General features: G+C 67.0%; 14 protein-coding genes. 7 read left to right on the top strand and 7 right to left on the bottom strand.

Annotated features, from left to right (window positions below; genetic code table 11):
* Positions 1 to 113: 113 nt before the first annotated feature.
* Genes AC5I49_RS04165 through glyA form a run of 4 tightly spaced genes read left to right on the top strand, consistent with a single transcriptional unit; the run spans position 114 to position 4843 of the window.
* Positions 114 to 1370 carry a benzoate/H(+) symporter BenE family transporter gene (locus tag AC5I49_RS04165; RefSeq protein WP_074922171.1) on the top strand — a complete coding sequence of 419 codons (1257 nt, stop codon included), beginning with the start codon at positions 114 to 116 and terminating at the stop codon, positions 1368 to 1370.
* 4 nt (positions 1371 to 1374) lie between these two features.
* Positions 1375 to 2226 carry a YggS family pyridoxal phosphate-dependent enzyme gene (locus AC5I49_RS04160; RefSeq protein WP_016446018.1) on the top strand — a complete coding sequence of 284 codons (852 nt, stop codon included), beginning with the start codon at positions 1375 to 1377 and terminating at the stop codon, positions 2224 to 2226.
* Between the two features lie 57 nt (positions 2227 to 2283).
* Complete coding sequence (locus AC5I49_RS04155) at positions 2284 to 3522, top strand: aspartate aminotransferase family protein (protein WP_016446017.1); 1239 nt, start codon at positions 2284 to 2286, stop codon at positions 3520 to 3522.
* A 46-nt stretch (positions 3523 to 3568) separates the two neighbouring features.
* A complete protein-coding gene (glyA, locus tag AC5I49_RS04150; protein WP_212645799.1) occupies positions 3569 to 4843 on the top strand; it encodes a serine hydroxymethyltransferase in 1275 nt (424 codons plus the stop codon).
* Positions 4844 to 4935: 92 nt separating this feature from the next.
* On the opposite strand, the gene AC5I49_RS04145 is transcribed toward glyA, so the two are convergent.
* From AC5I49_RS04145 to AC5I49_RS04115, 7 genes are all read right to left on the bottom strand, one after another.
* Positions 4936 to 5988, bottom strand: coding sequence for a hypothetical protein (locus AC5I49_RS04145; RefSeq protein WP_203399398.1), 1053 nt, complete (start codon positions 5986 to 5988; stop codon positions 4936 to 4938).
* A complete protein-coding gene (locus AC5I49_RS04140) occupies positions 5985 to 6458 on the bottom strand; it encodes a hypothetical protein (protein WP_050042469.1) in 474 nt (157 codons plus the stop codon). Before AC5I49_RS04140 ends, AC5I49_RS04145 begins: the two co-directional genes overlap by 4 nt.
* Before the next feature lie 151 nt (positions 6459 to 6609).
* Positions 6610 to 7650: a patatin-like phospholipase family protein gene (locus AC5I49_RS04135; protein WP_495788874.1), complete on the bottom strand. Its 1041-nt coding sequence runs from the start codon at positions 7648 to 7650 to the stop codon at positions 6610 to 6612.
* Positions 7651 to 7764: 114 nt separating this feature from the next.
* Positions 7765 to 8067: a HigA family addiction module antitoxin gene (locus AC5I49_RS04130; RefSeq protein WP_043791964.1), complete on the bottom strand. Its 303-nt coding sequence runs from the start codon at positions 8065 to 8067 to the stop codon at positions 7765 to 7767.
* A 12-nt stretch (positions 8068 to 8079) separates the two neighbouring features.
* A complete protein-coding gene (locus AC5I49_RS04125; RefSeq protein WP_047218636.1) occupies positions 8080 to 8358 on the bottom strand; it encodes a type II toxin-antitoxin system RelE/ParE family toxin in 279 nt (92 codons plus the stop codon).
* Positions 8359 to 8424: 66 nt separating this feature from the next.
* Complete coding sequence (locus tag AC5I49_RS04120; RefSeq protein WP_063326189.1) at positions 8425 to 9327, bottom strand: LysR family transcriptional regulator; 903 nt, start codon at positions 9325 to 9327, stop codon at positions 8425 to 8427.
* A gap of 14 nt (positions 9328 to 9341) precedes the next feature.
* Entirely contained in the window at positions 9342 to 9878 is a 537-nt protein-coding gene (locus AC5I49_RS04115; protein ID WP_012205532.1) for a MarR family winged helix-turn-helix transcriptional regulator, read from the bottom strand.
* A gap of 204 nt (positions 9879 to 10082) precedes the next feature.
* Between AC5I49_RS04115 and AC5I49_RS04110 the strand changes: the two genes are divergently transcribed.
* The 3 genes from AC5I49_RS04110 to AC5I49_RS04100 are packed head-to-tail and all read left to right on the top strand — an operon-like array spanning position 10083 to position 13091.
* The gene (locus AC5I49_RS04110) at positions 10083 to 11291 is read left to right on the top strand and encodes a 3-hydroxybenzoate 6-monooxygenase (RefSeq protein ID WP_392451147.1); all 1209 of its coding nucleotides are present in this window, start codon (positions 10083 to 10085) and stop codon (positions 11289 to 11291) included.
* A gap of 16 nt (positions 11292 to 11307) precedes the next feature.
* Positions 11308 to 12345: a cupin domain-containing protein gene (locus AC5I49_RS04105; protein WP_160855255.1), complete on the top strand. Its 1038-nt coding sequence runs from the start codon at positions 11308 to 11310 to the stop codon at positions 12343 to 12345.
* Between the two features lie 38 nt (positions 12346 to 12383).
* The gene (locus AC5I49_RS04100; protein WP_126312313.1) at positions 12384 to 13091 is read left to right on the top strand and encodes a fumarylacetoacetate hydrolase family protein; all 708 of its coding nucleotides are present in this window, start codon (positions 12384 to 12386) and stop codon (positions 13089 to 13091) included.
* Positions 13092 to 13099 lie beyond the last annotated feature (8 nt).

Genomic DNA, 13099 nt, shown 5'->3' with positions numbered 1-13099 from the left:
AGTGGTCTGCAACAAGAGAGCGAAGTGTATGGATCATTCAGTCCACTTCAGCGCTCAAATACCCCTTTCACCAGACAGCCAGGAATCCAACCCCCAAGGAAAACGAGAAGACCATGCCTTCATCAGACACACACTCACCCCTTCGCTTCAGCGACCTCATCCACCCCGTGGTGGCCGGGCTGATCTCGGTCATCGTCAACTACGGCGGCACCTTCATCCTGGTGTTCCAGGCCGCCAAGGTGGCCGGCCTGAGCCCGGAACTCACGGCTTCGTGGGTGTGGTCTATTTCGATTGGCGTGGGCGTCACCGGGCTGGTGCTCAGCTGGCTCTCGCGCGAGCCCATCATCACGGCCTGGTCCACGCCGGCCGCCGCCTTCCTGGTGACGGCCCTGGCCACCACGCCGTATGCCGAGGCCGTGGGCGCCTATGTGGTGTCGGCCGCGGCCTTCGTGGTGCTGGGACTGTCGGGCTGGTTCGAGCGCGTGATCCGGCTGATTCCGCCCGGCGTGGCCTCGGGCCTGCTGGCGGGCATCCTGCTGCAGTTCGGCATCAAGGCCTTTGGCGGCATGAGCGTGGACCCGATGCTGGCCGGCCTGCTGATCGTGGCCTACGTTCTGCTCAAGCGGCTCACGGCGCGCTATGCGGTGGTCGGCATCCTGGCGCTGGGCCTGGCGTTCCTGCTGGCGCAGGACCGTGTGGACCTGTCCGGGCTGCAGCTGCAATTCGCGGCGCCCGTGTTCACGCGGCCCGAGTTCACGCTCAACGCCCTGCTCAGCGTGGCCCTGCCGCTGTTCCTGATCACGCTGACCGGCCAGTACATGCCCGGCATGCTGGTGCTGCGCAACGACGGCTTCAGGACCAGCGCCAACCCCATCGTCACGCTCACGGGCCTGGGCTCGCTGCTGATGGCGCCGTTCGGCTCGCACGCCTTCAACATCGCCGCCATCACGGCCGCCATCTGCACGGGCAAGGAGGCGCATGAAGAGCCGTCCAGGCGCTGGATCGCAGGCATCGCTGCGGGCGTGTTCTACATCCTGGTGGGTGTGTTCGGCGTCACGCTGGCGGCCGTGTTCATGGCGTTCCCGGCCACCTTCATCACCACGCTGGCGGGCCTGGCGCTGCTGGGCACCATCGGCGGCAGCCTGGCCAATGCGCTGGCCGATGCCAAAACCCGCGAGGCCTCGCTGATCACCTTCCTGGCCGCCGCCGCCAACATTTCCATGCTGGGCATAGGCGGCGCCTTCTGGGGCCTGGTCATCGGCCTGGTGGCCCATGCCGTGCTCAACGGCCAGTGGCCGCGACGGACCGCCCGCAGCGAGGCGGGCACCGGCAACGTGCCCGCCGCCGATGCCGCCATCAAAAGGAGCTGAAACCATGCTTGCGACACAAGACACCACCGGCGGCACCGCCCAAGCCGCCGACACCCTGACGCGCCACGACCAGCACGGCCGCTACCCCCAGGCCGAGACGGTGGACGATTTCCGGCACAACCTGGCCACCGTGCAGGCGCGCATGGCCGCTGCGTGCCGCCGCGCGGGGCGCGACCCGGCCAGCGTGCGCCTGCTGCCCGTGAGCAAGACCAAGCCCGAGTCCAGCCTGCGCCTGGCCCACGCGGCGGGCTGCCGCATGCTGGGCGAGAACAAGGTGCAGGAAGCCTTCGGCAAATGGGAGGCCATGCAGGACCTGGCCGATCTGCAGTGGTCCGTCATCGGCCACCTGCAGACCAACAAGGCAAAGCTCGTGGCACGCTTTGCCAGCGAGTTCCAGGCGCTGGACAACCTGCGCGTGGCCGAGGCGCTGGACCGCCGCCTGCAGGCCGAAGGCCGGGCGCTGGACGTGTTCGTGCAGGTCAACACCTCGGGCGAGGCCAGCAAGTATGGCCTGCCGCCCGACGAGGTGCAGGGATTCCTCCAGGCCCTGCCCGCCTTCAGTGCGCTGCGCGTGCGCGGCCTGATGACGCTGGCCCTGTTCTCCAGCGAGGCCGAGCGCGTGCGCCAGTGCTTCGTGCTGCTGCGCAGCCTGCGCGACCAGCTGCGCCAGGGCGCGCCGGCTGGCATCTCGCTGGATGAGCTGTCCATGGGCATGTCCGGCGACTTCGAGATCGCCATCGAGGAAGGCGCCACCGTGGTGCGCGTGGGCCAGGCCATCTTCGGCGCCCGCGCCCAGCCGGACAGCTTCTACTGGCCCGTCGGCGGCCCTGATCCCACCGCCCTGGCGCTGCCCTGAAAGCGCCCCCTCGCCACCCTTTTCGATTCAACCCTGACCCCGCTTGAGGACCTTGACATGCAAAAAGCCATGCAACCCCTTGATTCCCGCCTGATGAAGGCCTATGCCCGCCAGCCCGTGTCCTTCGTCCGTGGCCGTGGAGCCCGGCTCTGGGACGAGCACGGCACCGAATACCTGGACGCCATTGCCGGTGTGGCAGTGACCGCCCTGGGCCACGCGCACCCGGAGATCGCCGCAGTGATCGCCGAGCAGGCCGGCCTGCTGCTGCACACCTCCAACGTGTTCCGCATCGACTGGCAGGAACGCCTGGGCCAGCGCCTGTGCGCCCTGGCCGACATGGAGACGGCCTTCTTCTGCAACTCCGGCGCCGAGGCCAACGAGGCCGCGCTCAAGCTGGCGCGCCTGCACGGCCACCGCAGGCAGGTGGCGCGGCCGCAGATCCTGGTGATGGACAACGGCTTTCACGGCCGCACGCTGGCCACGCTGTCGGCCACGGGCAACCCGGCCAAGCAGCGCGGCTTCGAGCCGCTGATGCCGGGCTTCGTGCGCGTGCCCTATGACGACATCGCGGCCGTGCACCACGCCGCCGCCCAGCATGGGGACATCGTGGCCGTGCTGATCGAGCCCGTGCAGGGCGAAGGCGGCATCCGCCTGGCCAGCCCCGACTACCTGCGCCAGCTGCGCAGCCTGTGCGACCGGCACGGCTGGCTGCTGATGCTCGACGAGATCCAGACCGGCCTGGGACGCACCGGCGCCTGGTTCGGCCACCAGCATGCGGGCATCGCCCCCGATGTGATGACCCTGGCCAAGGCCCTGGGCAACGGCATTCCGATCGGCGCCTGCCTGGCGCGCGGGCCTGCGGCCGACCTGATCTCGCCCGGCCAGCATGGCTCCACCTTCGGCGGCAACCCGCTGGCCTGCCGCGTGGGTTGCACGGTGCTGGACATCATGGAGACCGAGGACATCCCCGGCCGCGCCAGGCAACTGGGCCGGCGCCTGCTCAACGGCCTGCAGCAGGCGCTGCACGGCCACCCCGACGTGCTGGCCGTGCGCGGCCAGGGCCTGATGGTGGGCATCGAGCTGAACCGCAACTGCCAGGACCTGGTGGGCCGCGCGCTGGCCCAGCAGCGCCTGCTGATCACGGTGACGCGCGAATCCACCATCCGCCTGCTGCCGCCGCTGATCTGCGACGAGCGCCAGATCGACGACATCGTCGCCCGCCTGGCCTGCCTGCTGGAGCCGGCCAGCGCCGCGCAGGCAGGCGCACCCGCCGCAGGCCAGCTGGCAGCTGCATGACCATCGATTCCCCCAGCCCTTGCCCCGACACAGGAACCACTCACCCATGTACGACGCATCCCTGACCCTGGCCGACTTCGACCTGCAGCTGGCCAAGGCCATCCAGAGCGAGAAACGCCGCCAGGAAGACCATGTGGAACTCATCGCCTCCGAAAACTACGCCAGCCCGCTGGTGATGGCGGTGCAGAACTCGGTCTTCACCAACAAGTACGCCGAGGGCTACCCCGGCAAGCGCTACTACAGCGGCTGCGAGAACGTGGACGTGGCCGAGCGCCTGGCCGTGGAACGCGCCATGGCGCTGTTCGACTGCGACTACGCCAACGTGCAGCCCCATGCCGGCGCCCAGGCCAATGCCGCCGTGTTCCTGGCGCTGGCCCAGCCCGGCGACACCGTCATGGGCATGAACCTGGCCCAGGGCGGCCACCTGACGCATGGCAACCCGTCCAACTTCTCGGGCCGCCACTACCGCATCGTCCCCTACGGCCTGGACCCCGCCACGGGCCTGATCGACTACGACGAGATGGAGCGCATCGCCCTGGAGCACCGGCCCCGCATGCTCATAGGCGGCTTCTCTGCCTACTCGCGCCACAAGGACTGGGCCCGCATGCGCGCCATTGCCGACAAGGTGGGCGCCGTGTTCTGGGTGGACATGGCCCATGTCGCAGGCCTGGTGGCTGCGGGCGAATACCCCAGCCCCCTGCCCCACGCGCATGTGGTCACCAGCACCACGCACAAGACGCTGCGCGGCCCGCGCGGCGGCCTGATCCTGTCCAAGGGACAGGACGAAACCTTCAACCGCCGCCTGAGCTCGGCCGTGTTCCCCGGCGTGCAGGGCGGGCCGCTGATGCATGTGATCGCCGCCAAGGCCGTCGCCTTCAAGGAGGCGCTGCAGCCCGGCTTCAAGGCCTACCAGCGCCAGGTGCTGGCCAACGCCCGCGCCATGGCCGCCGTGATCCAGCAGCGCGGCTACCGCATCGTCTCGGGCGGCACGGACAACCACCTGATGCTGATCGACCTGTCCGACCGCAGCTACACCGGCAAGGACGCCGACGCCGCGCTCAGCGAGGCGCACATCACCACCAACAAGAACACCGTGCCCAACGACCCGCGCTCGCCCTTCGTGACCTCGGGCCTGCGCATAGGCACGCCCGCCGTCACCACGCGCGGCTTCGGCGAGGCGCAGTGCAAGCAGTTGGCCGGCTGGCTGTGCGATGTACTCGATGCGCTGGATGCGCAGGAAGGCGCCCGCTTTGCCAAGGTGGCGGCGCAGGTGCGCGATCAGGTGACGGAGCTGTGCCGTCGGTATCCGGTGTATGAATGAACCACGGACATGAATCGCTCTCGGCACTGACAACAGCGCAGGGCCTCCAAGCTACGTCCAGGCAAGAGGTAGAACCGCAGCAAGGACAGCAACTACCGGGAAAGGCGGTTTTTGATTCTGTCCACGCCTGCTTTACCCAGCGCAAGTGATCGTCTTGCCGCCTCCTTCAGTTGCGCGGGCTCTGGCAAAACCTGGCTCGCCAACGTACCCACTCGCAGGGCAGATTGCCGGACCTGGTTAACTGTCGAGTCGGCAGCATCGCGCAACTCTTCCATGCTGGGCAAATTCTTGCTGGCTTCCCTCAGCGTACCGCCGACGCCGTCGGCAACTTGTCCGGCCCGGAGGTGGGCCTGAGCCCAAGCCTTGGACATCCCCCCCTCCGGAACTTGCGAAAGCGTGGCAATGCAGGCATTCAGCAACGTGTGTTCAGACTCTGAAAGTGGTTTGCCCGTCTCCAGCAGAGACCTTAGAAAGTCACCCAGATCGGCAGCGATCGCCAAATGATTGCAGTCCGGGTTGGCGTGGAGGAAGGTGGCAAGCTCTTGGGCAACGTCCTGCGGCTGACCCTGTCCAAGTTGGCTTTCCAGCAGCGGGACCGCCTGACCGACGAAATTCGGGTCAAACCCCCACTCTTCCACCAAATGCTCCACCAGCACGCTGCGCTGTTCTTGGTCGATTTTTCCGCCCATAGCGGCAATTCGTAGGGCAAGCGGTGCAATCAGGTCGAACAACGACAAGGCAAGCACATCGAGAGGCGTATTCAGGAATTTGGGGATCTCAATGACCCGAGATCCACGGCTGTTGGAAAACATGCGATAGAGCCCATAGCAAGCGCCTCCCGAGGCCAATGCAGCAAAAGCGACCCACCCAAGCGGTGTGGCAGCGGTTCCAATACCGATTGCGCCCAATAGCCCAGATGGCGCAAAGAATGTTGAAGCCACCAGACTCGACTTGGCTACTGCCGCGCCAGTTCCAGCAGCCCCCAGAACATCCCACAGCTCACGGCCCCGGTTGACCATTCGCAAAGAGCGATAGGCGTTCTCTCCAATCGCCAACTTTGCCTTGAACCGCAGCGGCTCGGCAACAACCTGCTCCACACCGTCCAGAGTGAAATTTTCGCTGGAAATTTCATGGATTTGCTTCATGCCAGCGCCGCTTTGAATTGCGCAACAAACAGGCGGATCCTGTCTTGCAGATCTGGAAAATCCATCTCTTTCTTGGCTCCGTAGGCAATGCCCAATGCAATCGCCAGCGGGCTCAACAACGCTCCAAGCAATGTTCCTATCAGCGGTACTGCGCTCAACAATGCACCGACCACCAAGGCAACCGCTGTGGCGAATGCCAAGGTGGGGAACTGGTCTAGCGTAAGAAAGATGAGATCAAGAATCTTCCGCCCGATGCGCACCAGTCGGCGTCCGACCTGCGATGACAAGCGCAGCAGATTGGCCAGGATGGCCTTCGCATCAGCGGAAACATTCAAACCCTCGATTTTTTGAAGCAAGGCGCGTTCAGTACGTTTGGTGTTCTGAAAGAATTTCGCCTCATTGGGTATTGAACCCTTGTCGTGATCATCAGGCTCGCTGTTCGACTGGCTCGCTTGCGGCACTATTTCCATGGCAGCGGCTTGTATCAGTGAAGAAAGGACACGGAACGGAAGCCTGCATTATGTCGTTACACATGCCCGCGATCCGCATGGCTTCACCAGTCGAAGCCCGTTCTTTTCATTCGTCATGACACCGGCATGATTCGCCCTGCCTTGAACCCCGTCAAGGACTGGCGCAGGCGCCGTCCATCCCCGCCATCTCCGCCAGCTTCTGCATGCGCGAGCGCTGGTCCAGGCAGGCCTGGTGCTGGGCTTCGGCCGCCTTTTGCTGCGCCAGCTTCGCGGCCTTGGCGCGCTCGGCCTGCAGCTGGGCGATGCGCTCGCGGATCTGGGGCATGGCGGCCACGGCGGCCTTTTCGCCTTCAAGAATGGCGCTGGCGCGCTGGGTGAAGTCGGCCGGGCCGATGTCCAGCACCTTGGGGCGGATGGTGATGTCGGCGCGGGCCAGCTCGGCCTGGCCCAGCTTCTGGCCCATGATGGCAATGGACTGGCCCAGGGCGCCCAGCATGTTCTCGGGCGCCTTGCCACGGGCCTTGTTGGAGATGTCCACGGCGATCACCAGATCGGCGCCCAGCTGGCGCGCGGCGTCCACGGGCACGGGGCTGGTGATGCCGCCATCGACGAAGTGGAACTTGCCGATGGCCACGGGCTGGAACACACCCGGAATGCTGCTGGAGGCACGCACCGCCTGCCCCGTATTGCCGCGCGCGAACACGGTGCGCTCGCCGTCTTCCAGCCGCGTGGACACGGCCACGAAGGGCTTGGCCAGCTGCTCCAGCGGCTTGCGGCCCACCTGTTCATTCACATAGTCTTCCAGCTTCTGCCCCACCAGCAGGCCGCCCGAGGACAGCTGCAGGTCGCGGATCCTGGTCTCATCCAGCGCCACGGCCTTTTCCTGCAGCTCGAAGGCGTTCATGCCGCCCGCATACAGCGCCCCCACCACGCTGCCCGCGCTGGTGCCGGACACCACCGCAGGCGCAAGGCCATTGGCTTCCAGCATCTTGATGACGCCGATATGGGCAAAGCCCTTCACGGCCCCGCCGCCCAGGGCCAGACCGATCCTGATGGGTGCCACGGGTGTGCCCGGCGCGGTGGGCGTGGACTCGGGCGTGGCCGCCGAGGGGCTGGGCGGGTTGCTGCCGCAGGCGGCCAGCCCCGCCAGGCTCAGGTACACCAGTGGACGCAAAAGGGCTTTCAGGCGCATGCCAGGGATCCTGCTGTCGGATGACGAGATTCGGGGCGGGCAGTATAGCGGCAGGGGCAAACCACCGCCGGAGACGCATCATGCTGCGGACGGCAGAGGGCGTCCTGAGGTCGCTCAGGGATGCGTGGGCTCAAACCGCTGGATTCGCGCCAGCACGTCCGCCATGGCATCGCGGGCTTCGGCAAGGTCGTAGTCGGACTGCAGGTTGAGCCAGCTTTGCGCGTCCGTGCCAAAGAAGACCGCAAGGCGCAGCGCCGTATCCGCCGTGATGCCGCGCATGCCCTTCACGATCTCGTTGATGCGCCGGGGCGGCACATCGATGGCCTTTGCCAACGCGTACTGGCTCAGGCCCATGGGTTCGAGCCACTCCTGCATCAGGATTTCTCCTGGGTGCGGCCATTTGACTTCGCGGGTCATGTTGTAGTCCTTTCAGTGGTAATCCACGATCTCGACCTGGCTGGCATGGCCATCTGCCCAGACGAAGCAAAGGCGCCATTGCTCATTGATCCGAATGCTGTACTGGCCCCTGCGGCTTCCTTGAAGAGCCTCCAGTCTGTTGCCTGGCGGAATGCGCAGGAACTCCAGGGAGGTCGCTGCGTTCAGCTGCACAAGCTTGCGCATGGCAGCGACCTCCAGGTTGGCGAACCGCGCAACGCGCTTGCCAAGCATCAATGCCTGGGTGTCTGCACATCTGAAATCGAGGATCATGGATCAATAATAACGACTCCCGTTATTAGCTGATGCTTACCCCGCCTGCAGTTAGGCCCTCTTGCATCAACTCCGGGGACTGAGCAGTTCCCGCATCCCCTGCACAGCCTCCCTCAGAAACCCCCAGACCGCCTCGATGCGCTGAACCTGCCGGGCATCCGAGGGCATGCTCATCCAGAAGGTGCGGGTGAAGCAGGCCTCGGCGGGCAGCACGCGGCTGAGCACGGGGTCGCGGTCGGCGATGAAGGCGGGCAGCACGGCCAGGCCGGCGCCGGCGCGCACGGCCTCGTACTGGGCGGTGATGCTGGTGCTGCGAAAGGCAAATCGCTCGGGCTGGAACAGGGTGGACAGCAGCTGCAGCTCGCGCGTGAACAGCAGGTCGTCCACATAGTGGATGAAGCTGTGGTGGCGCAGGTCCTCGGTGCGCGCCACCAGCGGACGGCGCGCAAGGTATTCGCGCTGGCCGTAGAGGAACAGCCGGTAGTCCGTGAGCTTGGTGACCACGGCCGAGCCGCGCGTGGGGCGCTCCAGAGAGATGACGATGTCGGCCTCGCGCCGCGACAGGTGCAGCAGGCGCGGCAGGGCCAGCAGGTCGATGCTCAGCAGCGGATGGCGCTGCGTCAGCGCGGCCAGCTGCGGGGCCAGCAGCTGGGTGCCGAAGCCCTCCGTGGCGCCCACGCGCACCAGGCCGGACGGGCCCTGGCTGGCGGATTCGGCCGCCAGCGGCATGCGCTCCAGCCCGGCTGCGGCGCGCTGCATGGCGTCTGCCACGCCCAGCAACTGTCGGCCGGCCTCCGTGGGCCGCCATTGGCCCGCTTCGCGCTCGAAGAGCACGGCCCCCAGCTGCTTTTCCAGGGCCTGGATGCGGCGCGACACCGTGGTGTGCTCCACGCCCAGTTGCCGCGCGGCGGCGGCCATGCTGCCGCTGCGCGCCAGCTCGCCAAAGAATCTCAGGTGGTCCCAGTCCATGGGTCGAGGCCGCCTCAGTCGGCAGCGGCGCGGCGCGCGGCCAGCGTGCTGGGCGCACGCGCCAGCTCGTCGTTTTGCCGCACCAGGACGGCCATCATGTCCATGAACAGGCCCCGCTGCTCCTGCGGCAGCGGCTCCAGCATGCGCTGCTGGGCCCGCAGCACCGAGGGCTCGGCAGCGGCCAGCAGCGCGGCGCCTTCTGCGGTGACCGACAGCAGGCGCACGCGCCGGTCGGCCGGGCTGGTGTTGCGCACCATGAGGCCGCGCGCCTCCAGCCGGTCGATGACGCTGCCAATGGTCGAGGTATCGAAGCCGATCATCCGCGCCAGCGTGCGCTGGTCCACGCCGGGCTGGCGCAGCACGGCAGACAGCGCCGCGTACTGCACGGGGGTCACGCCGAATTCCTGGGTCTCTTCCATGAAGACGGCTACCGCGATCTGCTGCAGGCGGCGGATGTGGTAGCCGGGGTAGTTTTCTAGTTCTGCGGGTTGGTAGTCCATGGCCATTGCGCTCTTTTCCGGGTCCCTGCGGGCAAGCGCAGATGTTCGCATGAACCGCGCCCTCCGTTGGCGTTGGCTGGCGGACAGGTGATTCACCCGGACACGCTGTCCACCATCGTTTTGCCTGCATCCAGGGAAACCCCAGGCTGGCCTGATGCAAATCAACACTACACTCATCGTCAGCATACTGTTTAATTAGTCGCGACGCATCTGACCCCCTGGCGAGCGACACGCACCACGAAGCACAGGACATCCATGAACACCAGCATTTCTTCCCGGGCGCTGCCCGTTCTTGTGGCAGGCGGCGGCATTGGCGGCGTGGCGGCCGCGCTGGCCCTGGCGCGCCAGGGATTCGCCGTCAAGGTGCTGGAGCAGGCGCCGCAGCTGGGCGAGATCGGCGCCGGCATACAACTGGGGCCCAACGCATTCGCGGCCTTCGACGCGCTGGGCATTGGCGAGCTGGCCCGTGGCCGCGCGGTCTATACCGACGAGATGGTGATGCACGACGCGCTCGATGAGCGGCTGGTCGGCCGCATTCCCACGGGCGAGGCGTTTCGCGCCCGCTTCGGCAACCCGTATGCGGTGATCCACCGCGCCGACATCCACACCTCGCTGCTCGAAGGCGCGCGCACCCACGGCCAAATCGAGACCCTGACGGGCACCCGCATCGAAGCCGTGCAGCAGGAGGGTGACACCGTCACCGTGCGCGACCAGCACGGCCAGGTCCATGTGGGCCAGGCCCTGATCGGCGCCGATGGCGTGAAGTCCGTGGTACGCCAGCAGTACGTGGGCGATGCGGCGCGTGTCTCCGGCCATGTGGTGTACCGCGCCGTGGTGGAGAAGAACGACTTCCCCGAAGACCTGCGCTGGAACGCGGCCAGCATCTGGGTCGGCCCCAACTACCACCTGGTGCACTACCCGCTGCGCGGCGGCGAGCAGTACAACGTGGTCGTCACCTTCCACAGCCGCGAGCAGGAGGAATGGGGCGTGCGCGAAGGCAGCCGCCAAGAGGTGCAAAGCTACTACAGCGACTGCTGCCCGCGCGCGCGCCAGCTCATAGACCTGCCCAAAAGCTGGAAGCGCTGGGCCACGGCCGACCGCGAGCCCATTGGCCAGTGGAGCTTCGGCCGCGCCACGCTGCTGGGCGATGCCGCACACCCCACGCTGCAATACATCGCCCAGGGCGCCTGCATGGCGCTGGAAGACGCGGTGACGCTGGGCCAGGCGCTCAAGCACTGCGGCAACGACTGGCCGCAGGCGCTGCGGCTGTACGAGCGCTCGCGCATTGCCCGCACGGCGCGCGTGGTGCTGTCCGCGCGCGAGATGGGCCGCATCTTCCACGCCAGCGGCGTGGAGCGCCTGGTGCGCAACGACCTCTGGAAGGGCCGCACGCCCCAGCGTTTCTACGACGCCATGGAATGGCTGTACGGCTGGAAGGCCGAAACCTGCCTCGCCGAAGACTGAACACAAGGAGACCGCCATGCAAGAACTTGGCCGCCTGGAAGACCTGCCCCAGGACTACCGCGACGAACTCGCGCGCAACAACCTGGTGCCGCTGTGGCCCAGCCTGCGCAACGTGATGCCGCCGCACACGCCGCGCCCGCGCACCCAGCCGATTGCCTGGCCCTACCAGGCCATCCGTCCGCTGCTGATGCAGGCGGGCGAGCTGACGCCCATCGAAAAGGCCGAGCGCCGCGTGCTGGTGCTGGCCAACCCCGGCCATGGGCTGGAGAAGATGCAGGCCAGCTCCTCCATCTACCTGGGCATGCAGCTGCTGCTGCCCGGCGAGTGGGCGCCCTCGCACCGCCACACGCCCAATGCCGTGCGCATGGTGGTGGAAGGCCAGGGCGCCTGGAGCCTGGTCGACGGCGAGAAATGCCCTATGGAGCGCGGCGACCTGATCCTCACGCCCACGGGCCTGTGGCACGAGCATGGCCATGACGGCGACGAGCCCGTGGTCTGGCTCGATGTGCTGGACCTGCCCCTGGCCTACTACCTGGAAGTCACCTACCACGTGGACGGCCCGCGCCAGCCCGCCCTGCCCGGCCGTGGCGACCGGGCGTATGCGCGCGGCGGCCTGGCACCCACGCAGGTGTTCGCCCGCAGCGCCAAGGCCTACCCCATGCTGCGCTACCCGTGGAAGGATGCCCGCGCCGCGCTGCTGGAGCTGGCCGCCGACCGCCCCGATCTGGACTGCGTGCAGCTGGCCTACACCAACCCCGAAACCGGGGCCGACTGCGAAAACATCCTGGGCTTCTACGCGCTGATGCTGCGCCCGGGCCAGACGCTGCAGCTGCCCGCCCGCTCGCCGGCCTGTGTGTTCCATGTCATCGAGGGCGGCGCCAGCGTGGCCGCCGTGGACCGCCATTTCGACCTGGCCCCGGCCGACACCTGCTGCGTGCCCGGCTGGGCGCCCGCCACGCTGACCAATGCCAGCGCCAGCGAGCCCGCCTTCCTCTTCCTGGCAGACGAGGCGCCTTTGCACCGAAAGCTGGGCCTCTACGAAGTCCGGCCTTGAATCCTCCGATGTCTCTTTCCTCCCCCATCGCCAATACCATGACCGCCCCCCAATACCTCTGGACCCCGCCCCCCGTCCAATCCCTGCCCGTGCGCGGCAGCACGCAGCGCCTGCCCGTGAACCGCCTGTTCTTCGTGGGCCGCAACTACCACGCCCATGCCGTCGAGATGGGCCGCCCCGTGGACAAAAGCGTGGAGCGGCCCTTCTACTTCACCAAGGCGCCGTCCACGCTGACCGAATCGGGTGCCACCGTGGCCTACCCGCCCGAGACGAACAACTACCACTTCGAGATGGAGCTGGTGGTGGCCATCGGCAAAGCGGGTTTTCGCATTGCGGCGGACCAGGCGCATGAACACATCTACGGCTACGCCTGCGGCCTGGACATGACGCGCCGCGACCTGCAGCTGGTGGCGCGCGACAAGGGCCGGCCCTGGGACCTGGGCAAGGATGTGGAGCAGTCCTCGGTGGCCAGCGAGATCGTGCCCATGCCGGGCCAGGTGATCGAATCCGGCGCCATTGCACTGGCCGTCAATGGCGAGACCAGGCAGCAGTCCGACGTGGACAAGCTGATCTGGAACATCCGCGAAATCATTGCCGACCTCTCGCTGTTCTATCACCTGCAGCCCGGCGACCTCATCTACACGGGCACTCCCGAAGGCGTGGGTGCCGTGCTGCCGGGCGACCGCATCACCGGCCATGTGCAGGGCGTGGGCGAGATCGCGCTCACCGTGGGCGAGCCTGAATAAGGCCAGGG

Source organism: Delftia sp. (genome assembly GCF_059499305.1).
The sequence above is the reverse complement of the archived record's forward strand: the minus strand, read 5'-3'. Positions and strand labels throughout refer to the sequence as shown.